The organism is Lentzea kristufekii, assembly GCF_033949925.1.
Lineage (GTDB): Bacteria > Actinomycetota > Actinomycetes > Mycobacteriales > Pseudonocardiaceae > Lentzea > Lentzea kristufekii.
In genome coordinates this window covers 525,146-550,376 of the sequence record NZ_JAXAVV010000001.1, presented here as the reverse complement: position 1 = coordinate 550,376, position 25,231 = coordinate 525,146, and the positions used below count along the sequence as shown (strand labels likewise).

Sequence of the window (25,231 nt, the reverse complement as noted above, 5' to 3'; positions counted from 1 at the left end):
TTTCCGTGAACACATTCATCAACATCCTCGGGGTGCTGCTGTTCGCGTTCGGCATCGCGGTGTCCATCGCGCTGCACGAGTTCGGGCACCTGCTGACCGCGAAGTACTACGGCATGAAGGTCACCCGCTACTTCATCGGCTTCGGCCCGAAGCTCTTCTCGTTCCGCAAGGGCGAGACCGAGTACGGCCTGAAGGCGATCCCGGCCGGCGGCTTCTGCGAGATCACGGGCATGACCGCGCTGGAGGAGGTGCACCCGGACGACCGCAAGCGCGCCTTCTACAACCAGAAGGTGTGGAAGCGCGTCGTGGTGCTGTCCGCCGGCTCGATCACGCACTTCATCCTCGGCTTCGTCATCCTGCTGATCCTCGCGATGTCGCTGGGCCTGCCGAACAACAAGGACCTGCCGGTTCTCGCCGAGATCACGCCGTGCGTGCAGGACCACACCGTCGGCCTCACCGCGCCGTGCCAGCCCGGTGCCCCGGCTCCGGCCAAGGACGCGGGCCTGCAGCCCGGCGACGAGGTCACCGCCATCGCCGGCAAGCCGATCTCGACGTGGTCCGACATGCTCAAGGTCACCCGCGACCTCAGCGGGCCGACCGAGTTCAAGGTGCTGCGCGACGGCAAGGAACTCGCTCTCACGGTGAACGTGCCGAAGGTCACCCGCGAGGTGGTCGACGGCAAGGGCAACCGCGAGGTCAAGGAGGTCGGCGCCATCGGCGTCACCTGGCAGCAGAACTTCGAGTACAGCCCGCTCGCGGCGGTCCCGGCCTCGATCGCGTTCACCGGCGACATGTTCGTGAACACCTGGAAGGGCCTCATGCGCTTTCCGGAGCGCATCCCGGCGGTCGTGAAGGCCATCGGCGGCGGCGAGCGCGACCTCGACACCCCGATCTCCGTCGTCGGTGCGTCCCGCCTCGGTGGCGACGCCGCGGAACGGGGCCTGTGGGCGTTCTTCATCCTCATGCTGGCGGGCCTGAACTTCTTCGTCGGTGTGTTCAACCTCCTGCCCCTGCTCCCGCTTGACGGTGGTCACATCGCCGTCAACCTCTACCAACGGGTGCGAGACTGGGTGAGGAAGCTGCGCGGGAAGCCCGCCGGCGCACCGGTCGACTACATGCGCCTGCTGCCCCTCACCTACGTGGTCATCTTCATCGGCGGCGCCATCACGCTGCTGACCGTGACCGCCGACATCGTCAACCCGATCAGGTTGCAATAAGTGAATTACGGAAAGGTGCACAACCCATGAGTGACGGCGTGATGCTCGGAATGCCGGCACTGCCGCCGCCGGTGCTGTCGGAACGCCGCAAGACCCGGCAGCTGATGGTCGGCAACGTCGGTGTCGGCAGCGAGTTCCCCGTCTCCGTCCAGTCGATGACGACCACGTTGACGTCCGACGTCAACGCGACTCTGCAGCAGATCGCGGAGCTGACGGCGTCCGGCTGTGACATCGTGCGCGTCGCCTGCCCGTCGCAGGACGACGCCGACGCTCTGCCCGCGATCGCCAAGAAGTCCCAGATCCCGGTGATCGCCGACATCCACTTCCAGCCGAAGTACGTCTTCGCCGCCATCGAGGCTGGTTGTGCCGCGGTCCGGGTCAACCCGGGCAACATCCGCAAGTTCGACGACCAGGTCAAGGAGATCGCGGCCGCCGCCAAGGACCACGGCACCCCGATCCGGATCGGCGTCAACGCCGGTTCGCTCGACCCCCGCCTGCTCAAGAAGTACGGCAAGGCCACGCCCGAGGCGCTGGCCGAGTCGGCGATGTGGGAGGCGTCCCTCTTCGCGGAGCACGACTTCCACGACATCAAGATCTCCGTCAAGCACAACGACCCCGTCGTCATGGTGCGCGCGTACGAACTGCTGGCCGAGCAGTGCGACTACCCGCTGCACCTGGGCGTCACGGAGGCCGGCCCCGCCTTCCAGGGCACCATCAAGTCGGCCGTGGCGTTCGGCGCGCTCCTGCGCCAGGGCATCGGCGACACCATCCGGGTGTCGTTGTCCGCCCCGCCGGTCGAGGAGATCAAGGTCGGCCACCAGATCCTCCAGTCGCTCAACCTGCGCCCGCGCAAGCTGGAGATCGTCTCCTGCCCGTCGTGCGGTCGCGCCCAGGTCGACGTGTACACGCTCGCCGAGCAGGTCACGGCCGGTCTGGAGGGCATGGAGGTGCCGCTGCGCGTCGCGGTCATGGGCTGCGTCGTGAACGGCCCCGGCGAGGCCCGCGAGGCCGACCTGGGCGTCGCCTCCGGCAACGGCAAGGGCCAGATCTTCGTCAAGGGCAAGGTCATCAAGACCGTGCCCGAGCACGCGATCGTGGAGACCCTCATCGAAGAGGCCATGCGCCTCGCCGAGGAGATGGAACCGGTCGAGGGCGAGTCCCCGGCCGTCACGGTCGGCTGACGTTCTTCGGCATCTGCAAGTACCGCCAACTCCGAGTTGGCGGTACTTGCAGATGCGTACCGTCACAGTCGGAGCGCACTGTTGGCTGATGCCACACACACGGTCCATCTGGCACGCTAGGTGACGTGCTGAGGCTTGCCGGAGCGCGCGTTCTCGACGAGCGCGACCTCATCGACGTGCGCGGGGTCTTCGACAACGACCCCGTGGCGGCGTGCATGGTCGCGGCACGGGTGGAAGTCGCGGGCCTGGACCCGTGGCGCCTGGGCGGCGAGATGTGGGGCTCCGACTCCAAGCCGATCAGGGGCAAGGTGGAGGGGCTCTGCTTCTCCGGCCCGAACCTGATCCCGCTCAAGGGCGGCGCGACGGCCATGCGCATGTTCGCCGACCGCGCCCGGCGCCGGGGCCGCATGTGCTCCAGCCTCGTCGGCCCCGCCGAGCAGGTCCTGACCCTCTGGGACGAGCTCCAGCCCGACTGGGGCCCGGCGAGGGAGGTCCGCGGGGACCAGCCGCTGATGGCCATCTCGACGGCTCCGAAGATCACCCCGGACCCGCAGGTCCGGCAGGTCCGCCCGAGCGAGCTGAACCGCTACCTGCCCGCCGCCATCTCGATGTTCATCGAAGAGGTGGGCATCGACCCGTGTGCCGAGGACGGTGGCGCCGGCTACCGGGCACGGGTGTCCGAGCTGATCGCCGCGGGCAGGGCCTTCGCGAGGTTCGAACACGGCGAGGTCGTCTTCAAGGCCGAGATCGGCGCCATGTCCAGCAAGGTCGGCCAGATCCAGGGCGTCTGGGTCCGCCCGGACCGCCGGGGCGAGGGCATCGGCACCGCGGGCACGGCGGCGGTGGCCGACCGGCTGACCAGGGTTCTCAACAGGACCGCGAGCCTCTACGTCAACGGCTACAACCACGTGGCGCAGGCCGCCTACCGGCGAATCGGATTCGAACAAGTCGGGCAGTACGCCACTGTCCTCTTCTGAACGGGCATACTCGCGCGAGTGCGCCTTCTCGCGACGATCACGGTGGTCCTGCTGACGGTGAGCGGCTGTGGGCTGTTCGAATCCGAACCAGGGGCCCCGGAGATCACCAACGACTTCCTGGCGAAGCTCGCGTCCGGTGACGTGCAGGGTGCCGCCGGGATGACAGACGACCCGAACGACGCCAAGGACACCCTCGAGAAGTTCCGGGGAGCGCTCAAGCCGGAGGGCCTGAGCAGCAAGGTCGACCAGATCCGCAAGAACGGCGAGCTGGCGTCCGAAGCGTCCGTCACGCTCGACTGGAACCTCGGCAAGAACCGCCACTGGACGTACCCGACCAAGTTCGAGGTGCGCCAGGACGGCGACACCTGGAAGGTGCACTGGGCGTCGTCGGTGGCGCATCCGAAGCTCGCACCGCAGCAGACGATCAAGCTCACCGAGCTCACGCCGGACCCGGCGCCGGTGCTCGACCGCGACGGCACGCCGTTGCTCGCCCCCGAACGCGTCGTCTCGGTGCTGCTCGTCGGCAAGGAGGCCGGTGACGTCGCGGCCGTCTCGAAGTCCCTCGCCGACGCGCTGAACCCGCTCGACAAGGCCATCACCCAGCAGACGATCACCGACGGCGTGGGCAAGACCCCGGAGGGCCAGGCCTACCAGGTCGCGGCGCTGCGGGACGCGGACTACCAGTCGGTGAAGCCGAAGATCTACGAACTGCCCGGCGTGCGGTTCAGCTCGCAGACGTCGTTGCTGGCGCCGAGCCGCAACTTCGGCTCCCAGGTGCTGCCGGCGGTGCGCAAACTCGTCGAGAACGACATCGCCGGCAACGCGGGGTTCCGCGTCAGCACGGTCGACGCGCAGGGCACCGAGGTCGAGGAACTGCACTCGAAGGCCCCCGAGCCCGCCAAGGCCGTGAACATCGCGTTGTCGCGGGCCGTCCAGGCCGCCGCGGAGGATGCCGTCGAGCCGCTCACGCAGCCCACGATCCTGGTGGCCATCCAGCCGTCCACCGGCGACATCCTGGCCGTCGCGCAGAACGACCCGGCCGATGCCCAGGGCGCGCTCGCGCTGACCGGCCGCTTCCCGCCCGGCTCCACGATGAAGGCGGTCTCGGCGCTGGCCGCGATCCAGTCCGGCAAGGTCACCGCCGACACCCCGGTGCCGTGCCCCGGCAAGACCACCATCGACGGGCGGCGGATCGTGCCGAACTCCAACGAGTTCGACAAGGGCACGATCCCGCTGCACTCGGCGTTCGCGTTCTCCTGCAACACGTCGTTCGCGCAGCTCGCCGTCGACATGCCGCCGGATCTGCTGCCGAGTGCCGCGCTGTCGCTGGGGCTCGGCGTCGACTTCGACATCGCGGGCCTCACCACGATCACCGGGTCCGTGCCGCCCGCGACCGACGTCGTGGAACGGGCCGAGGACGCGTTCGGCCAGGGCAAGGTGCTGGCCTCGCCGTTCGGCATGGCGCTCGTCTCGGCGTCGATCGTGAAGGGCTCGGTGCCGGTGCCGCAACTGGTGCGGGGCAAGGAGACCAAAGCGGACAAACAACCCGCCGCACCGCCCGTGGCCGCGCTGGACCCGGTGCGCGCCATGATGCGCGAGGTCGTCGAGTCGGGCACTGCACCGCAACTCAAGCCGTACGGAGACGTGCGGGGCAAGACTGGCACGGCGCAGTTCGGTGACGGCGTGCACTCACACGGGTGGTTCATGGGCTACCGGGGCGATCTCGCGTTCGCGACCCTGGTGCTCAGCGGGGAAACATCGACACCAGCCGTGGAGGTGGCGGCGAGTTTCCTCAAGGCGGTGCCGTGATGAGCAAGACCAAGGACCTGACCACGCGTGAACGCCTGATCCGGGCTGGCATCCTGCTGCCGGTGCCCGGGCTGCCCGAGCCGAGGGCGGAGGACCAGGTTCAGGGCGTGCGACGCGCACAAGGCTAATCTGGAGAGCATGTCTGTTCGTGCTCCGCTGCAACCCGGTGTGCAATCTCCGCGGCGTCAGGTCCCCTCGCGCATCGTGCGTCCCGAGTACGTGGGCAAGCCCGCGCCGACGCGCGGCACCGACCCGTGGGTGCAGACGCCGGAGATCATCGAAGCCATGCGGATCGCCGGGCGCCTCGCCGCCCAGGCGCTGCAGGAGGCCGGCAAGGTCGTCGTGCCCGGCGTGACGACGGACGAGATCGACGCCGTGGCGCACGAGTTCCTGTGCGACAACGGCGCGTACCCGTCGACGCTGGGCTACCGCGGCTTCCCGAAGTCGTGCTGCACCTCGCTCAACGAGGTCATCTGCCACGGCATCCCGGACAGCACCGTCGTCGAGGACGGCGACATCGTGAACATCGACGTCACCGCGTTCATCGGTGGCGTGCACGGCGACACGAACGCCACCTTCCTCGCGGGCAACGTGTCCGAGGAGGCCAAGCTCCTCGTCGAGCGCACGCACGAGGCGACGATGCGCGCCATCAAGGCCGTGAAGCCCGGCCGCGAGCTCAACGTCGTCGGCCGCGTCATCGAGGCGTACGCGAACCGGTTCGGCTACGGCGTCGTGCGCGACTTCACCGGCCACGGCATCGGCCGCACGTTCCACAGCGGGCTCGTGGTCCTGCACTACGACGAGCCGTCGGTGAAGACGGTGCTGGAGCCCGGCATGACGTTCACGATCGAGCCGATGATCACGCTCGGGAACTACGAGGGCGAGATGTGGGACGACGGCTGGACCGTCACCACGAAGGACAAGAGCTGGACCGCTCAGTTCGAGCACACGATCGTCGTGACCGAGACGGGCTCGGAGATCCTCACAATTTGCTGATCACGGCCTTCAGCGCGGCCGCGACAGCCGACGGCGACGTCGCGGCCGCCAGGTGGTGCGACTCCAGGCGTTCCACGGGCCAGCCGAGTTCGGCGGCGCGCGCTGCCGCGTCCTCGTAGAACGACGACAGCAGCACGTACCCGCACGCGCCGGACCACTCGACGGTCGGGCGCTGCTCCTTCAGGAACTCCCACGGCACCTCGGGTGCCTCGTCGCGCATCTCCTCGCTCAGGCCGGCGGGCACGAGCTTCAGCGGGTCCGAATCGAACCAGCGGTCCCAGCGCGGCAGCCTGCCGTCCCGCACGGACGCCTTGAGCTGGCTCACGAGGGCCGGATCGACGGTCTCGCGCCACGCCCTGCCCGGCGTCGGCAGGTCGGAGTCGAGGAACACCAGCCCGGCCACGTCCAGTTCGAGGGCGTCGGCGAAGGCCGGCAGCAACGGGCCCGCGCCGCTGTGGCCCACCAGCACCAGCGGGCCGCCGACGCCGGCGTCCTCCAGGGCGTCGGCGAATGCGCCGATCAGCCGCTGGTGCACGGGCGCCTCGTTGATCCTCATCTGCAGGTCGACCAGCAGGACGGCCACCCCGTCGGAGGCCAGTTCGTCGGCGAGCGGGCGCATGCTCGACGGGCCGAGGAACGGGCTGTGCATGAGCACGACGGTGAGCATGGGGGTGATGATGGCAGCATTGGCGTCCATGCGGGGCGCGATGTTGATCTGTGGGACGACCTCCGACGCGGGCAAGAGCGTCCTGGTGGCCGGTCTGTGCCGCTTTCTGGCACGCCAGGGCGTCGACGTCGTGCCGTTCAAGGCGCAGAACATGTCGAACAACTCGTTCGTCACACTCGACGGCGGGGAGATCGGGCGCGCCCAGGCGGTGCAGGCGCGGGCGGCGTTCAAGGAGCCCAGCGTCAGGTTCAACCCGGTGCTGCTCAAGCCCGGCAGCGACCGCACGTCCCAGGTCGTCGTGCTCGGCCAGGCTGTCGGCGAGGTCTCCGCGCTGAGCTACCGCGACCGGAAGCAACAGCTGCTCGGCACCGTGCTGTCCACTTTGGACGACCTGAGGCGGGACCACGAGGTCGTGATCTGCGAGGGCGCGGGCTCGCCGGCCGAGATCAACCTGCGTGCCAACGACATCGCGAACATGGGCCTGGCCGTCAACGCGAACCTGCCGGTGCTCGTCGTCGGCGACATCGACCGCGGTGGCGTGTTCGCGCACCTCTTCGGCACGGTCGCGGTGCTGGACGCCGCGGACCAGGCGTTGGTCTCCGGCTTCGTCGTCAACAAGTTCCGCGGCGACCCGCGCCTGCTCGAACCGGGCCTGAGGCAGCTGAAGCAGCTCACCGGCCGGCCGGTGCTCGGTGTGCTGCCGTGGAGCGAGGAGCTCTGGCTCGACGCCGAGGACTCGTTGTCCTACAACGCGGACGGCGTGATCGGCAGGCCGCGGCCGCCGAAGCACGACTGGCTGCGGGTCGCCGTGATCCGGTTGCCGCGCGTGTCGAACGCCACCGACGTCGAGGCGCTGGCCTGCGAGCCCGGCGTCTCGGTGCGGTTCGTGACGGAGCCGTCCCGGCTGGCCGACGCGGACCTGGTCGTGCTGCCCGGCTCGAAGGCGACCGTCTCCGACCTCGCCTGGCTGCGGGAAACCGGCCTGGCGCAGGCGATCCAGCGCTTCGAAGGCCCGGTGCTCGGCATCTGCGGCGGGTTCCAGATGTTGTCCAGGCGCATCGAGGACGACGTCGAGTCGGGACGCGGCACGGTCGACGGCCTCGGCCTGCTCGACGTCGACATCCGCTTCCAGCCGCGCAAGACGCTCGCCACGCCGTCGGGCACCGCGTGGGACGAGCCCGTCACCGGCTACGAGATCCACCACGGCCAGGTCGTCCGCAGCGGTGAGACCCCGCTCATCGGTGACGAAGGTGCCCAGACCGACCGCGTGCTCGGCACCCACTGGCACGGCCTGCTGGAGAACGACGCGTTCCGCCGCCGGTTCCTGCGCTGGGCGGCCGACCGCGCGGGCCGCGACTTCGAACCGGGCGAGGTGAGCTTCCAGGCCGCCCGCGAGGCCCAGCTGGACCTGCTGGGCGACCTGGTCGCCGACCACCTCGACACGAAGGCCGTCATCGACCTGCTGGAACGAGGGGCTCCGGCAGGACTGCCGTTCGTGCCGCCCGGCGCCCCATCAGCTGCGGAATAGCCAGCCCGACCAGCACCAGGCCACCGGCGACGGCCTGCAGCCCGCTCAGGTTCTCGCCGAGGAACGCCCACGCCGAGAACATCCCGAACACCGGCACCAGCAACGAGAACGGCGCCACGACGGACGACTCGTACTGGCGCAGCAGGAATCCCCAGATGCCGAACCCGAGCAACGTCGAGATCCACGCGACGTACCCGACCGCGCCCACGCCGGCCCAGTCGAGGCGGCCGAGCGCGCTCATGTCCTCCGTCAGCGCCGACAGGGCGAACAGCGGAAGCACCGCGACGGCACTCACCCACACCATGAACCGCAACGTGTCCGCCGGCCGTGCGTACCGCATCAGCACGTTCGACACCCCCCAGCAGACCGCCGCCGCGACGATCAGCACGAACCCGAGCAGCGGTGACGAGAGGCCGTAGTCCCACGCGATCACCCCGATCCCCGCGAGCGCCAGCGCGATGCCGGTGATCTGCACGGGCTTCGGCCGTTCGCGCAGCACGACCGCCGCGAACACCGCAGTGAAGATGACCTGGCTCTGCAGCACCAGGCTCGACAGCCCCGCCGGCATGCCCGCCTTGAGGCCGATGAACAGGAAGCTGAACTTCGCGACGCCCAGCACCAGCCCGACCGAGATGACCCAGCGCCACGCCACCGACGGCCGGCCGATGAAGAAGATCGCGGGCACCGCCGCCGCGAGGAACCGCAGCGCGGAGAACAGGATCGGCGGGAACTCGTCCAGGCCGACCTTGAGCACGACGAAGTTGAAGCCCCAGATGGCGGCAACCAGCACAGCGAGCAGGACGTGGCGGGGACTCATGCCCTCAAGCTTGCGCCCGCTAACTATTTAGCACTAGTTCCGATTTCTAAGGTGCTGAGTTTAGTATCGCTACATGCTCGATTTGGGAAGGCTGAAGGCACTGCACGCCATCGCCGTGCACGGCACGGTCGGCGCCGCCGCGGACGTGCTCGGCTACACGCCGTCCGCCGTCTCGCAGCAGATCGCGAAACTCGAACGCGAAACCCGCACCACGCTGCTGGAACGCAGCGGCCGCGGCGTCCGCCTCACCGACGCCGCCCGCCTGCTCGCCGACACCGCCGCCCAGGTCCTCAAGCTGGTCGAGGAGGCGGAGGTGGCGCTGGAGGAACAGCGCGGCGCCGCGATCGGCCGCCTGTGCATCGGCGCCTTCGCCACGGCCTCGCGCGGCCTGCTGCCCGACGTCCTGGTGAGCCTGGCCGAGCAGCACCCGGCCCTGGACGTGCGGCTCACGGAGATCGACCCGCCCTACGCCACCGAGGCCGTCGCACGCGGCGAGCTCGACCTCGCGATCGTGCACGACTGGGCGAACACGCCACTCCCGGTGCCGGAGTCGCTGTCCCGCGTCTTCATCGGCGACGACGTCGCCGAGGTGCTGATCCCGGACGCGAATCCGTTGTCGCGCAAGGAGTTCCTCGAACCCGTCGACCTCGCCGGCGAGCGGTGGATCTGCCAGACCGAGGGGTCGATCTGCTTCGACTGGCTGGAGCGGACGTTCCACGGCGCGGGCATCGAACCCGTGGTGGCGTACCGGATCAGCGAGTACCGGACGCAGATGGCGTTGCTGGCCAAGGGGATCGGCGTCGCACTGATCCCGCGGCTCGGCAGGGAGGAGGTGCCGGACGGCGTCAGGGCCGTGCCGTTGCGGCCCACGCCCACCCGGCGGCTGTACGCGGTGTGGCGGACGCAGGCCTCGCGCCGGCCCGCCATCACCGCGACTCTCGACGTGATCAAGCAGATGGCGCTCTAAGGGGCGACGATCACGTGCGGCTTCTTGGGCGCCATCACCTTCAGCACCGCCTTGGCCTCGCGGATCACGCCGGCCATGTCCTTCTTGGTGGTCTTGAAGTACGGCTCGATCGTCAGCGTCGCCGCGTCCTTGTTCTCCACCACGTTCCAGGTGCCGCGCAGAAAACCGTCCACCAGGAACGTCGGCGGGAACACGCCGTTGCGCACCGCGCCCCAGCGCGACCGCGCGTCCTCGCTCATGATCCGCTTGCGGTCCGCGTGCCCCAGCAACACGTTGTCGAAAGCGGGCAGCAGCCGTGCGGGTGCCGGCACGTCCTCGGAGACGATCACGCCGTCCGGCACGTCCAGCAGCACCTTGCCCTCCTCGTTCTCGTACTCCACCAGTTCGAGGTCCGCCGCGTGCGCCTTGAGCCCGATCAACCGCGACCAGGCCTGCATGTCCGCGAGCGTGGCCGGCCCGAACGCCCGCAGGTAGCGCTTGATCAGCTCCGGTACCGCCGCCCGCTCGGGAAGCTCGCGCCCGAGCCACGTCGCCATCGCGACGTTCTGCGGAACGCCGCCCACGCCCCAGATCCCGCGCGGCGGCACCTGGATCATCGGCACCAGCATCTGCGCCTGCGTGGACATCTCGCGGGCCTTGGCCTCGGGGAAGTGCTCCTCCAGGTGCGCGCCGATCTCCGCGACCGTGCGCGGCTCGGCGTCGATGTACTCGCGGGTGATCCGCGCCAGCTTCTCCAGGTCGATCTCGACGCGGGTGGCGGGCGGCATCACGATCTTCGCCCACTTGTTGAGCTCCGGCTGCAACGCGGTGCGCATCAGGTACACGTCGTCGGCCGAGATCAGGTGCAAAGTGCCGCGCCACAACGTCATCCGCACCAGCGACCGGTCGATGATGAGCTTGCTGAGCGCGTCGACCTTGTACGGCTTGAGCCGCGTCCACAGCGCGAGGTACGGCGGGATCGGTGCCTGGGCCTGAAGGCCGCCGAGGTGCTCGACGGCCTCGACGATCGGCATGGACGTCCGCTCCAGGAGCAGCTGCCGCGCCAGGAGGGTCCGGTTGAGGGTGCGGTTCGAGAGTGTTGTGCTCACAGCGATTCGAAGAACTTCCTGATGTCTTGGACCAGCAGGTCCGGCTCCTCCATCGCGGCGAAGTGACCGCCGCGGTCGAACTCGGTCCAGTGCACGATCGACGGGATCATCTTCTCCGCCAGCGACCGCACCGGCAGGCTCAGGTCGTGCGGGAAGATCGCGACGCCCGTCGGCACCGTCGAAGGCTGTTGCTGACCCCAGGACGCCGACTGCTCCTTGTACAGCGCCGCCGAGGAGCCCGCCGTGGCGGTGAACCAGTAGATGGACACGTTGGTCAGCATCTGGTCGCGGTCCACCGCGTCCTCGGGCACGCCCTCGTTGTCCGTCCAGTCGTGGAACTTCTCCGCGATCCACGCGAGCTGTCCGACGGCCGAGTCCGTCAGCGCGTACGACAGCGTGCGCGGCCGGCTGCGCTGCAGGTGCATGTAGCCGGAGAGTTCCTTCTGGTAGTGGTCGAGCGATTCCAGCGCGCGCAGCTCCTCGTCCGACAGGTCGTTGACGCCCTGCGGCCGGAAGGTCTGCAGCATGTTCACGTGCACGCCGATGACCTGCTCGGGGAACACCCGGCCGATCTCCTGCGCGATGCCCGAACCCCAGTCGCCGCCCTGCGTGCCGTAGCGGTCGTAGCCCAGGCCCTCCATCAGCTTCGCGAACGCCCACGAGACGCGCAGGACGTTCCAGCCGGGCTTGCGGACCGGGCCGGAGAAGCCGAAGCCGGGGATCGACGGGATGACGAGGTGGAAGTCCTCCGACAGCGGCTCGATCACGTTGAGGAACTCGACGAACGAGCCGGGCCAGCCGTGGACGAGCAGCAGCGGTGTCGCGTCCGGGTTCTGCGAGCGGACGTGCAGGAAGTGGATGCGCTGCCCGCTGATCTCGGTCGTGAACTGGGGGTACGAGTTGAGCCGCTCCTCCTGCGCGCGCCAGTCGAACCCGTCGCGCCAGTACTCGGCCAGCGGGCGCAGGTAGCTCAGCGGGATGCCGTAGGACCAGCCGACGCCCGGCAGGTCGTCCTCCGGCCAGCGCGTGCCGGCCAGGCGGGAGCGGAGGTCGTCGATCTCCGCCTGCGGGATCTCGATGCGGAACGGCGTGATCTCCATGGCCCCCACGCTATGAGCTCATGCGGACAGCCCTTGTCCGCGTTTCAGCAGAACTTCTCGATCAGCTCCTCGAAGAACCCGCCCGCCTCGATCGCCGCCTTCTCCTGGTCGCCGTCCCGGACCGCGTGCAGCAGCCCGGTGTGCGACACCTGGTCCTGGCCGGGCTGGCTGGTGTCGACAGAGGCCGCCACCGAAGCTTTGACCGCCTCGGTCAAGCCCTGGTAGAGCTCGGCTAGAAGCGTGTTGTGCGAGCACTGCACGAGCAGCACGTGGAACGCGGTGTCGTGCTCGATCACCTCGGCCCACTGCTCGCTCTCCATCGCCGCGTCGCGCTTGTGCAGCAACTCGGTGAGGCGCGCCAGTTCGGCGTCCGTGCGGTGCTTCGCGGCCAGGCGTGCGCCCTCCATCTCGAGGGTGCGGCGGACCTGGAGCACTTCTTTCAGCTCGGTCCCGCACATGCGGCGGACCGCGCCGGAGATCTCGCTGGTCGCGCGGACGAACGTGCCGTCGCCCTGCCGCACCTCCAGCAGTCCGGCGTGGGAGAGCGCGCGCACGGCCTCTCTGACCGTGTTCCGCCCCACCCCGAGCGCGGTGACCAGCTCGGGTTCGGGCGGGATGCGCTGCCCGACGGGCCATTCACCAGTCGTGATCGCGCCGCGCATCTGCTCGATCACCTGGTCGACGAGGCCCGCCCGTCGGGTAGTGGCCAACGGCACAGCGTCATCCTTTCATCCGAACATCCTACGTCTGCGATAGTGGCTCGCGTGACGATGAAGCAGACGACTCTTGCCGCACAGACTGCCACCGATCCAGGTCGCAGGGTGACGGTCGTCAAGAATCGTCACGTTCCGCTGGTCGGGTCCACGTTGCTCGCGATCGGGGTCGCCCTCGCTGCCGCGAATCTCCGCCCTGCGGTGACCAGTCTGGCCTCGGTCCTCGGTGATGTCCGCGCCGCCCTTGGGGTTTCGGCCGCATGGACCAGTGCGCTGACGGCCGTTCCGGCGCTTTGTTTCGGCTTCGCGGCCTTCGCGGCCCCTTGGCTGGGTCGCCGCCTCGGCATGGCTCGCGCGATCGGACTTTCACTGGGGGTGCTCACGCTCGGCCTGGTGCTGCGCGTGATCGACGGTCCGTGGGTCGTGCTGGGCGGCACCTTCATCGCGTGCGGGGGCATCGCGGTGTCCAACGTGCTGATCCCGGTGGTGGTGAAGTCGTCCTTCCCGGACAAGGTCGGCCTGCTCACCGGTGTGTACACGGGAACGCTCGCCGCGGGTGCGGCCCTGGCCGCCGCGTTGACGCCTCGGCTGGAGGACTGGCTCGGCTCGTGGCGCCTGGCCGTCGGCGCGTGGGCGCTGCTGTCGGCCGGTGCTCTGGTCGTGTGGTTCGCCGGTGCGCGGCACGGGGCCGCGTCGACCTTGGTGCGCTCGGTCGCGCCGGTGGAGAAGCGGTCGTTGTTGCGCAGCCCGCTGGCGTGGGTGATCACCGTGTTCTTCGGGCTGCAGTCGTTGTTCGCCTACACCGTCATGGGCTGGCTGCCCGCGATGCTCGTCGACTCCGGCGTCGACCGGAACACCGCCGGCATGCTGCTCGCGGTCTCGATGCTGCTGAGCGTTCCGGTGAGCCTGTTCGTGCCGCCGATCGCCGCCCGGTTCTCCAGTCAGGCGCCGATGGTCCTGGCGTTGGGCGTGCTGTCGTTCGCCGGGATCCTGGGCGTGCTGGTGGCGCCCGCGGCCGCACCCGGTCTCTGGGTGGTGCTGATCGGGTTCGGCATGGGCATGTTCCCGCTGGCGCTGCTGATGATGTCGCTGCGGACCAAGTCCACTTCGGACACCGCTCGGCTGTCGGCGATGGCGCAGAGCATCGGCTACCTGATCGCGGCTTCCGGGCCGTTCGCGTTCGGCGTGCTGCGCGAGGCCACCGGGACGTGGACCACGTCGTTGACGCTGCAGCTGGTGCTGCTGGCCGCACTGACCGTGCTCGGCATGATCGCCGGGCGTCCCCGCTACGTCTAGCCAGTCGGTCAGGAATCAAGAAGCTTCGCGTTCGCGCTGGTCCTAGCGTTGCCGGCATGGACATCACCATTCACGCCACGTTCCTCCCGCACACCGACCCAGAGGCCTCGCTCGCGTTCTACCGCGACCTGCTCGGCTGGGAGGTCCGGGCCGACGTCGGACAGGGCGCGATGCGCTGGATCACCGTCGCGCCTGCCGGTGGAGGCTCTGCCGTGGTCCTGGAACCGCCTGCCATGGCCGACGGGCTCACGGACGGTCAGCGCACTGCTATCGCCGAGATGATCGAGAACGGGTCGTACGCGTTCATCAACCTGGCCACGACGGATCTCGAAGGGGCGTTCGAGAAGCTTCAGACCGGTGGCGCGGACGTCGTGCAGGAGCCGGCCGATCAGCCGTGGGGAGTGCGGGACTGCGTGTTCCGCGATCCCGCCGGCAACACCGTCCGCATCCAGCAGGCCTAGCTAGTTGGAGACGAAACCGCGGTGCAGCACCGCGAGCTGGTCGGCGAGGTAGCGGGCCCAGGCCTGGGCGCGTTCCCAGTCCGGTGCCCCACCGCCGAAGCTGATCGGTCCGCCGGCACCCAGCCTGCGGACCATGCGCATGACGTCGTTCGGCACGGGAGCCGTGCCGCGGTGGAACAACCAGATCGGCGTGTGCTTGAGGGAAACCCTGTGCCGCTTCACGAACCGGTGCGCGTCACGGGTCGCCGCGTCACCCATGATCACGGCACCGAACCCGTAGAGCGACTCGGCCGCGGCGACCGGGAGCACGGTGACTCTCAGCCCGCAGCCCGCGAGTTCGGTGCCGATGATCTCGGCTATTTCGTCCGTGGCGGCGATTTTCGACGTGTGGGCGACGAGGACTTTGTCTGTCATCGCTGCATCGTCGTTGGCGCCGCTGCTTTTGGGCAGCGGCGGAAGTCCCTGTCTTTCAGGGCTTTTCAGTCCAAAGGCAGGTTGAGGAGCGCGTTCTCGACCAGTTCCGGCATCGCCGGATGGATCCAGTACTGGCCACGCGCCATGGACTTCGCGTCCAGACCGAAGCTCATCGCCTGGATCAGCGGCTGGATCACCGACGAGGCCTGCGGGCCGATGATGTGCGCGCCGAGGAGCTGGCCGGTGGCCGGGTCCGCGATCAGCTTCGCGAAGCCGGTCGTGTCCTCCATGGCCCAGCCGTACGCGATGGAGGCGTAGGCCTGGCTGGCGGTGACGTAGCGGATGCCCTTCTCCTTGGCCTGTTCCTCGGTCAGGCCGACGCTCGCGATCTGCGGGCTGGAGAAGACCGCGGCCGGCACGAACCGGTGGTCGCTCTTGATCTGGTCGTCGGGGTTCACCAGGTTGTGCTGGACGACCTTGGCCTCGTGGTTGGCCACGTGCTTGAGCTGGTAGTCGGAGCTGATGTCGCCCAGGGCGTAGATGTGCGGCTGGCTCGTGCGCTGGTGCTCGTCGACCTTGACGCGACCGTCCCGGTGCTGGTCGAGGCCGGCGTTCTGGACCTGCAGCAGATCGCTGTTGGGCTGCCTGCCGACCGCGACGAGGAGCTGTTGCGCCTCAACGGTTTCCTCGCCGTTGGGACCTTCGAGGTGGAGCTTCACACCGGTCGCGGTCTTCTCGGCGCGGGTGGTCTTGCGGTTGAGCAGGACGTTCCACTTGCCCTTGGCGACCTCGGTGAAGCGCTGGGCGATCTCCAGGTCCTCGTGCCGGAGCAGGAGGTTCGACCGGGCGATCAGCGTGACCTCGACGCCGAAGCTGCTGAAGACGTGCGCGAACTCCGAGGCGATGAAGCCGCTGCCGACGATGATCATGCTCTCGGGGAGTTCGTCGAGGCGCATGACGGTGTCGCTGGTGTGGAAGCCCGTGGTGTCCAGGTCCGCGATGTCCGGGATGGTCGGACGGCTGCCCGCGGCCACGACGATCCGGTCCGCGGTGATGGTCTCGCCGGTGCCGGTGTCGATCGTGTGCGCGTCGATGAAGTGCGCGGTGCCCTCGTAGACCGTCACGTTCGCGTTCTCGTTGGCGCGCCAGTTGCGGCCGCCCTCGGCGATCGGGTCGATCCTGTTGAAGATCCGGTCCCGGATCTCTGGCCAGTGGACTGCGTCCAGGGTGGCGTCCACGCCCAGTTTTTTGGCGTTGGCCGGGGCTGCGGCCTGGTCTGCGGTGTGGACGAACATTTTGGTGGGGATGCAGCCCACGTTGAGGCAGGTGCCGCCGAAGGTGCCCTTTTCCAGGATGGCGATCTGCCAGCCTGCCATGGCTTCCGTCGGGATGCTGTTGCCGGAGCCGGTGCCGATGATGACCAGGTCGAAGTGCCTCACGTGTGGATCCAACCATTTTTGGGTTTGGGGTGTTCCCTGGTTGGGGGTTACGGGGGGCTTACGCGGGGGTGGGCAGGGTTGATGGGTGGCTGGCGGGCGGCGGGCTGGCGGGTGGTCACCTTTGCTTGCCGCGGCCTGGCGGGTGGTCACCTTGCGGGCGGCGAGCTTGCGGTTGCGTGCTTTCCCCTGGGGGCTCTGCCCCCAGACCCCCGGCAATCTGATCGGGGGTGGCGCCGTGGGCGGGTTGATGGCTCTCTGTTGCGTTGGGCGGCTGCCGGTTGCGTAGCTGGGTTGCGTTGGCGGTGGGGTCCCGTCACGAGCCGCACCAAGAGCGGGACACCCCTTCTCTCATGCAGCAAGTGCTATGGCGCGACTCGTGACGGGACCCCACCGCCCGGCCCTTATGGAAAGACGGCTCGCCTTCGGCATCGCGTGGGAGGGCGGCTCGCCTTCGGCTTCGCGGTGGGTGGGGTGGGTGAGTGGTGTTAGTGCTGGTAGGTGGGGGTGATGATGGCCCTTGCCAGGGTGTGGAAGGCCAGGTTGAAGCTCACCACCGCTGGGGAGGCGTTCTCGTCCACGTCCAGCTTGTCCACGTCTACCGCGTGCACCACGAAGTAGTAGCGGTGCGGGTGGTCGCCCTTGGGTGGGGCCGCGCCGCCGAAGGCTCGGGTGCTGTAGTCGGAGCGGACGTGGAAGGCGTCACCCGGAAGTGTGGCGTCTTCGGCGCCTGCGCCGGTGTCCAGGTGGGTTGTCGTTGCCGGGATGTTCACGGCCACCCAGTGCCAGAAGCCCGACGGGGTCGGGGCGTCCGGGTCGAAGCAGGTGACCACGAAGCTGCGGGTCTCCTCGGGGAAGCCCGACCAGGCCAGGTGAGGGGAGGTGTTGCCGCCCTCGAAGACCTGGGCGTCGGGGAGTTGCTCGCCGTCGCGCACGTCCGTCGAGGTGACGGTGAAGGTGCCGACCTGCGGTAGCAGCTCGTAGGGGTCGGGAGCGACTGGGCGCTCGAGGCTCATGAGGGTCCTCCTTTTGTGATCACTTCGACCCTAGTCCCGTGCAACCATGAGGGCCTGCGCGACGTCTTTCGCGTGGAGGGGGATTTTGATGTCCGTGTTGCGGCTTTTCGCTGCCTTTTTGCTGGTTGTTGGGGTTGTGGCGTGTGGGGACGCGCCTGGGTCCCAGTCTGGTGGTCCGGTGTTGACGACGTCTTTGGCGCCTGTGACGACCAGTTCGTCGGAGCGGCCCAAGCGGATGTTCGAGCCGCCCTATCCGTACGGGACGGTGCAGGCGAAGGCGCCTGCTGTTGCGGACGGGATGGTGCCTGTCGTGACGCGGATTGAGACGGACAAGCCGTACGTGTTCATCACGATCGACGACGGGGCTGTGCAGCATCCGAAGGCTCGTGAGCTGATGATCGAGGCCGGGGTGTGGCCGTCGGTGTTTCTGAACACGAAGTACGCCGAGGGGCACAAGGACTACTTCAAGCAGTTGCCCGTGACGGTGCACAGTCACACGTCGAACCATCCGAACCTGCTGGGGAAGGGGTTCGAGTTCCAGAAGAACGAGATCTGCGGCAACGCGGACTTCCTCGCCGGGGACTACGGGAAGCGGCCCACGTTGTTCCGGCCGCCGTTCGGGAACTACGACGCGACTACTCGCCAGGCGGCGGCCAGTTGTGGGTTCAAGGCGTTGGTGAACTGGACCGCTGCGGTCAACGACGGACGGGTGCAGTTCCAGCAGGGGGACAAGCTCGTCCGTGGCGACATCGTGCTCATGCACTTCCGCACGACGTTCGTCGAGGACTTCACGGCCTTCCTGAACCGGGCGAAGCAGGACGGGCTGACGCCGGTGCCGCTGGAGGACTTCCTGGCGTAGCGGGCAACCCCGAGGGTTCGTTCGGCGTGTGAACGAGAGGACTTTCGGGAGGGGGAGAGATGAAGCGCATTGTTGTCGCGCTCGTCGCCTTGGGGATGGCGATGAGCGTGGTGCCGGCCGCGTCGGCGGCCGAGGGGACCGAGCTCACGAACATCCGGACCGGGCGGCACGCCGGGTTCGACCGGGTCGTGTTCGACTTCACCGGACCACGGCCCGAGGTGACGGCGGGGCGGTCGGCCGAGCCGTACCACTGCGGGTCCGGCAAACCGATCACGGCCAAGGGTGACGAGTTCCTGGACGTCACCATGCAGCCCGCCAACGCCCACCGCTACACCGGGCCGCGCTCGTTCGACACGCCTGGGCTCCTGAACGTCCGGAGCGTCACGAACACGTGCGACTTCGAGGCGCACCTGGGCTTCTCCATCGGGTACGCGGGTGCGGGACGGGCCTACCGGATCTCGTTCCTGGACAACCCGACCCGTGTCGTCGTCGACATCGACCACTGACGCCCGGAGGGGGAGACGGATGAAGAAGCGACTGGGTGCGGTGCTGCTCGCGGTGGCCGCGGTGTTCACGATCGTCCCGATGGCGTCGGCCAGTAGCCACGCCGAGCTGACGAACATCAGGACCGGCAAGCACGACGGGTTCGAGCGGGTCGTGCTGGACATGAACGGCCTGCCGGGCAACTACATCTCCAAGGAGACCGTGCCCGCCGAGATCTCCAACTGCAACACGGGTGACCTGGTGCCGTTGCAGGGCGCGGAGGTCCTCCACTCGACGATCCACGGCGCCGCGACGTACGACGAGAACTTCGACCCGACGTACTTCGGGCCGCGCAACTTCGTGCCGCAGGGGCTGACCAACGTGAAGGGCGTCGCCATCACGTGCGACTTCGAGGGGACGCTCGGCATCGCGGTCAGCTACGACGACCCGCAGTCGTGGCACAAGGTGTTCACGCTGGCCAACCCGGACCGGCTCGTCGTCGACGTCTATTCGTTCTGACGCAACTGTGGTCTGAGTCACACGTCCTGATAGACATCTAGTGAGCCCTGAGAGGGGGCCGAAGATGAACAGACGTCTTGTCGCGCTGATGGTGGCGGTACTGGCGGTCTTCACGTTCGTCCCGATGGCGTCGGCGCAGAGCACGCCCACGCTGTCGAACATCCGGACCGGGCAGCACGCCGGGTTCAGTCGCGTGGTGCTGGACCTGTCCGGGCTGCCGACGGAGCACCGGGTCAGTGAGGTCACCAGCGTGTCGCACTGCGCGTCCGGAAACCCGATCACCGTTGCGGGGCCTGGGATCAACGAGATCCTGTCGGTCACGTTGATCGGTGCGGCCGCGCACGACGACAACGGGAACCTGACGTACACGGGGTCGCAGAACTTCGCGACGCCTGGCCTGAGCCACATCCGCGGAGTCGCGCTCACGTGCGACTTCGAGGCCACGCTCGGGATCGCTGTCGGCTACAGCAATCCCTACTCGTGGCACCGGGTCTTCACGCTGACGAGCCCGAACCGGCTCGTCATCGACGTCGGCCTGTAGGCAGGAAAGGCAGAGCAAAGCCTCGTGGGGCAGCAGTCGCCGCTGCTGCCCCACGAGGGGTCTGTTCCGTTACGCCGCTGCGGTTGCGACGGTCTCATTCGAGAGTGCGTGCTCCAGCACCTGGGTCACGTCCGAGACGAAGTGCACCGTCAGCTGCTCACGCACCGACTCCGGCACGTCGTCCAGGTCCGGCTCGTTGCGCTGTGGCAGCAGCACGGTCGTGATGCCCGCACGGTGAGCGGCCAGCAGCTTCTGCTTCACGCCACCGATCGGCAACACCCGGCCGGTCAACGAGATCTCGCCCGTCATCGCCACGTCGGAGCGCACCGGGCGGCCCGAGAGCAGCGATGCCAGTGCCGTCGTCATCGTGACGCCCGCGGACGGACCGTCCTTCGGCACCGCACCCGCCGGGACGTGGATGTGCACTCCCCGGTCGGCCAGCGCCGCGGCCTTCTGGTCGTGCGAACGCAGGTACGACAACGCGATCTGCGCGGACTCCTTCATCACGTCGCCCAGCTGGCCGGTCAGCGTCACGCCGGACGCGCCGGTGTCCTTCGGGGCCAGCGAGGCCTCGATGAACAGCACGTCGCCACCGACACCCGTCACGGCCAGACCCGTTGCCACGCCGGGGACGGACGTGCGTTCCGCCGACTCGGGCGTGTTCTTCGGGCTGCCCAGGTACGACTTCAGCGACGGCTGGTCGACCGTGATCGGCAGTTCCTCCTCGCCCAGGGCGACCTTCGCGGTCACCTTGCGCAGGATGCGCGAGAGGGCCCGTTCCAGTTGCCGCACACCGGCTTCCCGCGTGTACTCGCTCGCGAGCTGGTGCAGCGCGGGCTTTTCGAACGTGACGTCCTCAGGCGTGAGGCCGGCGCGTTCGATCTGGCGCGGCAGCAGGTGACCGCTGGCGATCGTGACCTTCTCGTCCTCGGTGTAGCCGTCGAGCTGCACGAGTTCCATGCGGTCGAGCAACGGCGCCGGGATCGACTCCAGCACGTTCGCGGTCGCGAGGAACACCACGTCCGAGAGGTCGAGCTCGACCTCCAGGTAGTGGTCGCGGAACGTGTGGTTCTGCGCCGGGTCCAGCACCTCCAGCAACGCCGCCGTCGGGTCGCCGCGGTAGTCGGAGCCCACCTTGTCGATCTCGTCGAGCAGCACGACCGGGTTCATCGAACCGGCCTCGCTGATCGCGCGGACGATCCGGCCCGGCAACGCGCCGACGTACGTGCGGCGGTGGCCGCGGATCTCGGCCTCGTCGCGCACGCCGCCCAGGGCGACACGCACGAACTTGCGGCCCATCGCCCGTGCCACGGACTCACCGAGCGACGTCTTGCCGACGCCGGGAGGGCCCGTCAGCGCGAGCACGGCGCCCGACCGACGGCCGCCCACGACGCCCATGCCGCGGTCGGCACGGCGCTTGCGCACGGCGAGGTACTCGGTGATGCGCTGCTTCACGTCGTCGAGGCCCGCGTGATCGGCGTCGAGGATCTCGCGCGCCGCCTTGATGTCGTAGGAGTCCTCGGTCCGGGAGTTCCACGGCATTTCGAGGACGGTGTCGAGCCACGTCCGGATCCAGCCCACCTCGGGCGACTGCTCGGAGGTCCGCTCCAGCTTGTCGACCTCGGCCAGCGCGGCCTTCGCGACCTTCTCCGGCAGGTCCGCCGCCTCGACGCGGGCGCGGTAGTCCTCCTGCTCGGTCGCCGGCTTGCCGTCGAGCTCGGCCAGTTCCTTGCGGATCGCGGCCATCTGCTGGCGCAGCAGGAACTCCCGCTGCTGCTTCTCGACGCCTTCCTTGACGTCCTTCGCGATCGTCTCGTTGACGTCGAGCTCGGTCAGGTGCGCCTGACCCCACTCCACCAGCTTCTCCAGCCGGGTGGTGACATCGCTCGTCTCCAGCAGCCAGATCTTCTGCTGGTCGTCGAGGTAGGAGGCGTAGCCCGCGAGATCTGCCAGCGCGGACGGGTCGCTGATCTGCTGCACCGAGTCGACCATCTGCCACGCGCCACGCGTCTGCAGGATGTTCGTCACGAGAGCGCGGTACTGCTTCGCGAGCTCCCTGGTCCGGTCGGTGATCGGGGAGTCGTCCGCGATCGTCGCGTTGACCCACAGCGCCGCACCCGGCCCCGTGGTGCCCGTGCCGATGCGCACGCGCTTGGTGCCGCGCACGACGGCGGCGCGTTCGCCACCGGGCAGGCGGCCGACCTGTTCGATCTCGGCCAACGTGCCCACGGCTGCGTACTTCCCGTCCAGCCGGGGGACGAGGAGCACTTGATGATTTGCCGCGGTCGTAGCCGCGTCCACGGCCGCACGGGCCTCGGCGCTCGCGTCCGCACCGGAGATGCGGATCGGCACCACCATGCCGGGCAGCACCACGACGTCGTCCAGCGGCAGAACCGGCAGGGCCAGAGTCTCGCCCATCTCGTCACCCTCCAAAGTTGAGTCTGTACCGCTCAACCAAATGGAGTGGGTCGGTGTTCCCCTGCCGTGTTCGCTGTCAGCGAGCACCTGCCCGTAGGCGTCTGACCAGCGCGATCTCGCCGGTCACGCGGGCGAGCGCGGTGCTCGTGGGGCACGCGGCCAGCACGCCGACGGGCCTGCGGCGCAGGTCGAGGCGGTCGCCACCCGGAAATCTCACCGAACACCGGTTGGCCGCCGCGACGACCGGCACGAGCACCTCGCCTGCTTCGACCGTACGCCCGCTCAGCACGACCGGGCCGGGCGTCCGGCGGGCGGGAGCGACGGGGATCGGGGTGTCGAACCGCAGCAGCTCCTCGGCGGCGTCCCTGGCGAGTTCCGGGGTGGTCCTGAGTAGTTCGGCCTGATCAGGGTGGTCGCGCAGTGCGCGCAACGCGTTGACGAGAAACGTCTGGGTGGTGGCCAGGGTGCCGGCCGCGAACGCCTCCGCCCCGTGCGCGAGCGTGAACGCCTCCGCCGCCGTCGCCGCAACCGATTGCGCGAACTGGGTGTCGTCGGCGTCGAGCATTTCGAGGGCGCTCAGGGTGATCACCGGCCGGGCGAGCTTCACCGCGTGCGCGATCACCCGTTTGGGTAGCGGTTCCGGATCACCGGAATCGATGCCGAGCACTGTGAGCACGTCGTCGTAACGGGTGATGCACCACCCACCGATATCGGCGTCGAAGTGCACCGGCGAGCGTTCCCTGAGAAGGCGGAACCTCGCGTGGCGTTCAGCAGTGCTCGAGTGCATGGTTCTCCACACGTGACCGAAACCATCTCGGTTCGGAGGTGTGGCGGTGGACACCCGTGCGGAGACAACGGAGGATGCGCACGTGATGGAAGAGCTGAAGTGGGTCCCGTCCACGGTCGACGTCACGCGTCCGAGCGTGGCTCGGATGTACGACTACTACCTGGGCGGCTCGCACAACTTCGAAGCCGACCGCGCCGCCGCCAAGCAGGTGGAGCAGATCTTCCCCGGCGTCGCCCAGAGCGCGCAGGCGAACCGCTCGTTCCTGCGCCGGGTCGTCCGCCACCTGATGACGGAGGGCGTCGACCAGTTCCTCGACCTGGGTTCCGGCATCCCGACCGTGGGCAACGTCCACGAGATCGCCCAGCACGACAACCCGGACGCCCGCGTCGTCTACGTCGACTTCGAGCCGGTCGCCGTCTCGCACAGCAACGCCCTGCTGGCCGACAACCACAACGCCACCGCGATCCTCGCCGACCTCCGCGCGACCTCCACGGTCCTCGCCGCCGCCCGCGAGACGCTCGACTTCTCCCGCCCGGTCGGTGTGCTGGTCATCGCCGCGCTGCACTTCGTCCCGGACACCGACAGCCCGTACGAGGCCATCGCCCAGTACATGGCCGACCTGCCGTCCGGCTCGTACCTCGCCATCACCCACGCCACGTGGGACACCCTCAGCGACGAGGAGCTCGCCGAGGCCCGTGAGGTCGCCAAGATCTACAGCAACTCGGACAACAAGCTCACGATGCGCACGCACGCCGAGGTGATGCGGTTCTTCGAGGGCATGGAGATGCTGGAGCCGGGCGTGGTCGCGGTCAACGACTGGCGCCCGGACTCCTTCGACGAGGCCCACGTGGGCATCTACGGAGCTGTCGCCCGCAAGCCCTGAAGCAGCCTGTCCCTGATCTCGTTCGTTTCGCGGTCGGTGAGGGTGCGTTCCGGCGCCCTCATCGTCACGCGGATGAGCACGTTCTTCTGGCCCGGCCTCGCGTCCAGCCTCTGCTGAACGTGCTCCGGCAGTTGTTCCGACGGCGTCTCGCTGAGGATCTCGATCTCCTCGACGACGTCCTCGGGCACCAGCGCGCGGATCCGGTCGCCCAGCGTCTCGGCGTCGTCCTCGTTGCCCGCCATGATCGAGACGTCCCTGATCGCGGCCGGGTGCCGGGAGATCGGCCGGTACTCGGTGAGGTCCAGCATCTGCGCGCTGATGCGCGGGTCGGGGTTGCGCAGCAGGCGGATGTCCGGGATTCCCTTGCGCAGCATCAGGATCCGGTCCAGGCCGAGGCCCATCGCCAGGCCGTGCGGGTGGTGTTTCAGCACATGTCGCGCGGCTCGTCCGCATTCACCGACTTCGACCCACTGGCCGTCGTGCTCGACGTCGATCTGCTTGCCGTGCGTGGTGTACGGGTGTTCGGCGTCGATCGTGCGATAACGCCTTCCGGGCAACAGGGTGGTGACGACCGTGTGGATCAGGTCGTCGAGCGGTTCCGGGGCGGTGCTGATCCGCCAGACGTCGAGCTGGTGCGGTGTGCCGGTGTGCAGGCGGTCGACTGTGTCGCGGCGGTAGACGAGGCCGGGGCAGAGCAACGTCACGTCCGGGGACGCGGTCCTGAGCGCGGGCGGGATCATCGCCGTGGTGTGGCTGCGCAGCATGCAGGTCTCGCTGACGTACCTGGTGTACCGGGCGTCGCGGGTGATCGCGTCGCGCGGGTAGCCGAGGTGCTCGTAGTTGTGCTCGACCGGGACGAGCGGGTGGTGGCGGACCTCCCGCGGGTGGTCCAGCACGGCTTCGAGGCCGGCGATCAGGAGCTGCACGGCGTGCGGGCCCTGCGCGGGATCGGTGAGATCGCGGACGTTCAGGGCGTGCACGAGTTCTTCGGTGCGGTACATGGGTTTCCCGTTTCTTCTGGCCGAGTGGGTGCGGAGTCCCCCGACCGACGGGAATTT

General features: G+C 68.6%; 26 protein-coding genes. 15 read left to right on the top strand and 11 right to left on the bottom strand.

Annotation, left to right across the window (positions count from 1 at the left end; all coding sequences use genetic code 11):
* Window positions 1-5 precede the first annotated feature (5 nt).
* From SK571_RS02730 to map, 6 genes are all read left to right on the top strand, one after another.
* Window positions 6-1,217, top strand: coding sequence for a M50 family metallopeptidase (locus tag SK571_RS02730; RefSeq protein ID WP_319982403.1), 1,212 nt, complete (start codon window positions 6-8; stop codon window positions 1,215-1,217).
* Window positions 1,218-1,267: 50 nt separating this feature from the next.
* Window positions 1,268-2,398 (top strand): flavodoxin-dependent (E)-4-hydroxy-3-methylbut-2-enyl-diphosphate synthase, encoded by a 1,131-nt coding sequence (ispG, locus tag SK571_RS02725; protein WP_319982559.1) that lies wholly within the window; start codon window positions 1,268-1,270, stop codon window positions 2,396-2,398.
* Between the two features lie 125 nt (window positions 2,399-2,523).
* Entirely contained in the window at window positions 2,524-3,375 is an 852-nt protein-coding gene (locus SK571_RS02720) for a GNAT family N-acetyltransferase (protein ID WP_319982402.1), read from the top strand.
* A gap of 18 nt (window positions 3,376-3,393) precedes the next feature.
* On the top strand, window positions 3,394-5,184 hold the full coding sequence (locus tag SK571_RS02715) for a penicillin-binding transpeptidase domain-containing protein (protein ID WP_319982401.1): 1,791 nt from the start codon (window positions 3,394-3,396) through the stop codon (window positions 5,182-5,184).
* Window positions 5,184-5,312, top strand: a complete 129-nt coding sequence (locus SK571_RS02710; protein WP_319982400.1) for a hypothetical protein — start codon at window positions 5,184-5,186, stop codon at window positions 5,310-5,312. The genes SK571_RS02715 and SK571_RS02710 overlap by 1 nt, the downstream gene beginning before the upstream one ends.
* Window positions 5,313-5,322: 10 nt before the next feature.
* Window positions 5,323-6,180, top strand: coding sequence for a type I methionyl aminopeptidase (map, locus tag SK571_RS02705; protein WP_319982399.1), 858 nt, complete (start codon window positions 5,323-5,325; stop codon window positions 6,178-6,180).
* On the opposite strand, the gene SK571_RS02700 is transcribed toward map, so the two are convergent.
* Window positions 6,167-6,847: an alpha/beta fold hydrolase gene (locus SK571_RS02700; RefSeq protein ID WP_319982398.1), complete on the bottom strand. Its 681-nt coding sequence runs from the start codon at window positions 6,845-6,847 to the stop codon at window positions 6,167-6,169. The genes map and SK571_RS02700 overlap by 14 nt on opposite strands.
* Before the next feature lie 28 nt (window positions 6,848-6,875).
* Between SK571_RS02700 and SK571_RS02695 the strand changes: the two genes are divergently transcribed.
* A complete protein-coding gene (locus SK571_RS02695; RefSeq protein ID WP_319982558.1) occupies window positions 6,876-8,375 on the top strand; it encodes a cobyric acid synthase in 1,500 nt (499 codons plus the stop codon).
* Here SK571_RS02695 and SK571_RS02690 read toward each other — a convergent pair.
* Window positions 8,299-9,192 (bottom strand): EamA family transporter, encoded by an 894-nt coding sequence (locus SK571_RS02690; RefSeq protein WP_319982397.1) that lies wholly within the window; start codon window positions 9,190-9,192, stop codon window positions 8,299-8,301. The genes SK571_RS02695 and SK571_RS02690 overlap by 77 nt on opposite strands.
* A gap of 73 nt (window positions 9,193-9,265) precedes the next feature.
* On the opposite strand from SK571_RS02690, the gene SK571_RS02685 reads away from it, so the two are divergent.
* Window positions 9,266-10,159 (top strand): LysR family transcriptional regulator, encoded by an 894-nt coding sequence (locus SK571_RS02685; protein ID WP_319982396.1) that lies wholly within the window; start codon window positions 9,266-9,268, stop codon window positions 10,157-10,159.
* Here the strand turns inward: SK571_RS02685 and SK571_RS02680 are convergent.
* The 3 genes from SK571_RS02680 to SK571_RS02670 are packed head-to-tail and all read right to left on the bottom strand — an operon-like array spanning window position 10,156 to window position 13,063.
* Window positions 10,156-11,247 carry a winged helix DNA-binding domain-containing protein gene (locus SK571_RS02680; RefSeq protein WP_319982395.1) on the bottom strand — a complete coding sequence of 364 codons (1,092 nt, stop codon included), beginning with the start codon at window positions 11,245-11,247 and terminating at the stop codon, window positions 10,156-10,158. The two genes, SK571_RS02685 and SK571_RS02680, sit on opposite strands and share 4 nt — an antisense overlap.
* Window positions 11,244-12,347 (bottom strand): epoxide hydrolase family protein, encoded by a 1,104-nt coding sequence (locus SK571_RS02675; RefSeq protein ID WP_319982394.1) that lies wholly within the window; start codon window positions 12,345-12,347, stop codon window positions 11,244-11,246. Before SK571_RS02675 ends, SK571_RS02680 begins: the two co-directional genes overlap by 4 nt.
* A 44-nt stretch (window positions 12,348-12,391) precedes the next feature.
* Complete coding sequence (locus SK571_RS02670) at window positions 12,392-13,063, bottom strand: FadR/GntR family transcriptional regulator (protein ID WP_319982393.1); 672 nt, start codon at window positions 13,061-13,063, stop codon at window positions 12,392-12,394.
* A gap of 105 nt (window positions 13,064-13,168) precedes the next feature.
* On the opposite strand from SK571_RS02670, the gene SK571_RS02665 reads away from it, so the two are divergent.
* Entirely contained in the window at window positions 13,169-14,356 is a 1,188-nt protein-coding gene (locus tag SK571_RS02665; protein ID WP_319982392.1) for an MFS transporter, read from the top strand.
* A gap of 56 nt (window positions 14,357-14,412) precedes the next feature.
* The gene (locus tag SK571_RS02660) at window positions 14,413-14,817 is read left to right on the top strand and encodes a VOC family protein (protein ID WP_319982391.1); all 405 of its coding nucleotides are present in this window, start codon (window positions 14,413-14,415) and stop codon (window positions 14,815-14,817) included.
* Here SK571_RS02660 and SK571_RS02655 read toward each other — a convergent pair whose 3' ends face one another.
* The 3 genes from SK571_RS02655 to SK571_RS02645 form a co-directional block, all read right to left on the bottom strand.
* A complete protein-coding gene (locus SK571_RS02655; RefSeq protein ID WP_319982390.1) occupies window positions 14,818-15,231 on the bottom strand; it encodes a hypothetical protein in 414 nt (137 codons plus the stop codon).
* 65 nt (window positions 15,232-15,296) lie between these two features.
* Entirely contained in the window at window positions 15,297-16,670 is a 1,374-nt protein-coding gene (locus SK571_RS02650; RefSeq protein ID WP_319982389.1) for a mycothione reductase, read from the bottom strand.
* A gap of 485 nt (window positions 16,671-17,155) precedes the next feature.
* Window positions 17,156-17,683 carry a YbhB/YbcL family Raf kinase inhibitor-like protein gene (locus SK571_RS02645; protein WP_319982388.1) on the bottom strand — a complete coding sequence of 176 codons (528 nt, stop codon included), beginning with the start codon at window positions 17,681-17,683 and terminating at the stop codon, window positions 17,156-17,158.
* 310 nt (window positions 17,684-17,993) lie between these two features.
* Here SK571_RS02645 and SK571_RS02640 point away from each other — a divergent pair, with 310 nt between their 5' ends.
* From SK571_RS02640 to SK571_RS02625, 4 genes are all read left to right on the top strand, one after another.
* On the top strand, window positions 17,994-18,542 hold the full coding sequence (locus SK571_RS02640) for a polysaccharide deacetylase family protein (protein WP_319982387.1): 549 nt from the start codon (window positions 17,994-17,996) through the stop codon (window positions 18,540-18,542).
* A 59-nt stretch (window positions 18,543-18,601) separates the two neighbouring features.
* On the top strand, window positions 18,602-19,048 hold the full coding sequence (locus SK571_RS02635) for an AMIN-like domain-containing (lipo)protein (protein ID WP_319982386.1): 447 nt from the start codon (window positions 18,602-18,604) through the stop codon (window positions 19,046-19,048).
* 19 nt (window positions 19,049-19,067) lie between these two features.
* Window positions 19,068-19,544: an AMIN-like domain-containing (lipo)protein gene (locus tag SK571_RS02630; RefSeq protein ID WP_319982385.1), complete on the top strand. Its 477-nt coding sequence runs from the start codon at window positions 19,068-19,070 to the stop codon at window positions 19,542-19,544.
* A 64-nt stretch (window positions 19,545-19,608) separates the two neighbouring features.
* On the top strand, window positions 19,609-20,085 hold the full coding sequence (locus SK571_RS02625; RefSeq protein WP_319982384.1) for an AMIN-like domain-containing (lipo)protein: 477 nt from the start codon (window positions 19,609-19,611) through the stop codon (window positions 20,083-20,085).
* 69 nt (window positions 20,086-20,154) lie between these two features.
* Here the strand turns inward: SK571_RS02625 and lon are convergent, their stop codons facing one another.
* Window positions 20,155-22,503 carry an endopeptidase La gene (lon, locus tag SK571_RS02620; RefSeq protein WP_319982383.1) on the bottom strand — a complete coding sequence of 783 codons (2,349 nt, stop codon included), beginning with the start codon at window positions 22,501-22,503 and terminating at the stop codon, window positions 20,155-20,157.
* Between the two features lie 76 nt (window positions 22,504-22,579).
* Window positions 22,580-23,290, bottom strand: coding sequence for a cytochrome P450 family protein (locus SK571_RS02615; RefSeq protein WP_319982382.1), 711 nt, complete (start codon window positions 23,288-23,290; stop codon window positions 22,580-22,582).
* Between the two features lie 46 nt (window positions 23,291-23,336).
* Here SK571_RS02615 and SK571_RS02610 point away from each other — a divergent pair, with 46 nt between their 5' ends.
* Window positions 23,337-24,173, top strand: a complete 837-nt coding sequence (locus SK571_RS02610; protein ID WP_319982381.1) for an SAM-dependent methyltransferase — start codon at window positions 23,337-23,339, stop codon at window positions 24,171-24,173.
* Here SK571_RS02610 and srmL read toward each other — a convergent pair.
* A complete protein-coding gene (srmL, locus tag SK571_RS02605) occupies window positions 24,146-25,174 on the bottom strand; it encodes a PheS-related mystery ligase SrmL (RefSeq protein WP_319982380.1) in 1,029 nt (342 codons plus the stop codon). The two genes, SK571_RS02610 and srmL, sit on opposite strands and share 28 nt — an antisense overlap.
* Between the last annotated feature and the right edge of the window lie 57 nt (window positions 25,175-25,231).

Bases quoted from the DNA above. Each gene is read 5' to 3' on its own strand.
- ispG (WP_319982559.1), top strand. From the start codon at position 1,268: ATGCCGGCACTGCCGCCGCCGGTGCTGTCGGAACGCCGCAAGACCCGG.
- SK571_RS02615 (WP_319982382.1), bottom strand. From the start codon at position 23,290: ATGCACTCGAGCACTGCTGAACGCCACGCGAGGTTCCGCCTTCTCAGG.
- SK571_RS02635 (WP_319982386.1), top strand. From the start codon at position 18,602: ATGAAGCGCATTGTTGTCGCGCTCGTCGCCTTGGGGATGGCGATGAGC.
- SK571_RS02710 (WP_319982400.1), top strand. From the start codon at position 5,184: ATGAGCAAGACCAAGGACCTGACCACGCGTGAACGCCTGATCCGGGCT.
- SK571_RS02625 (WP_319982384.1), top strand. From the start codon at position 19,609: ATGAACAGACGTCTTGTCGCGCTGATGGTGGCGGTACTGGCGGTCTTC.
- SK571_RS02690 (WP_319982397.1), bottom strand. From the start codon at position 9,192: ATGAGTCCCCGCCACGTCCTGCTCGCTGTGCTGGTTGCCGCCATCTGG.
- SK571_RS02700 (WP_319982398.1), bottom strand. From the start codon at position 6,847: ATGCTCACCGTCGTGCTCATGCACAGCCCGTTCCTCGGCCCGTCGAGC.
- SK571_RS02695 (WP_319982558.1), top strand. From the start codon at position 6,876: ATGCGGGGCGCGATGTTGATCTGTGGGACGACCTCCGACGCGGGCAAG.
- srmL (WP_319982380.1), bottom strand. From the start codon at position 25,174: ATGTACCGCACCGAAGAACTCGTGCACGCCCTGAACGTCCGCGATCTC.
- map (WP_319982399.1), top strand. From the start codon at position 5,323: ATGTCTGTTCGTGCTCCGCTGCAACCCGGTGTGCAATCTCCGCGGCGT.
- SK571_RS02660 (WP_319982391.1), top strand. From the start codon at position 14,413: ATGGACATCACCATTCACGCCACGTTCCTCCCGCACACCGACCCAGAG.
- SK571_RS02630 (WP_319982385.1), top strand. From the start codon at position 19,068: ATGAAGAAGCGACTGGGTGCGGTGCTGCTCGCGGTGGCCGCGGTGTTC.
- SK571_RS02655 (WP_319982390.1), bottom strand. From the start codon at position 15,231: ATGACAGACAAAGTCCTCGTCGCCCACACGTCGAAAATCGCCGCCACG.
- SK571_RS02685 (WP_319982396.1), top strand. From the start codon at position 9,266: ATGCTCGATTTGGGAAGGCTGAAGGCACTGCACGCCATCGCCGTGCAC.
- lon (WP_319982383.1), bottom strand. From the start codon at position 22,503: ATGGGCGAGACTCTGGCCCTGCCGGTTCTGCCGCTGGACGACGTCGTG.
- SK571_RS02645 (WP_319982388.1), bottom strand. From the start codon at position 17,683: ATGAGCCTCGAGCGCCCAGTCGCTCCCGACCCCTACGAGCTGCTACCG.
- SK571_RS02675 (WP_319982394.1), bottom strand. From the start codon at position 12,347: ATGGAGATCACGCCGTTCCGCATCGAGATCCCGCAGGCGGAGATCGAC.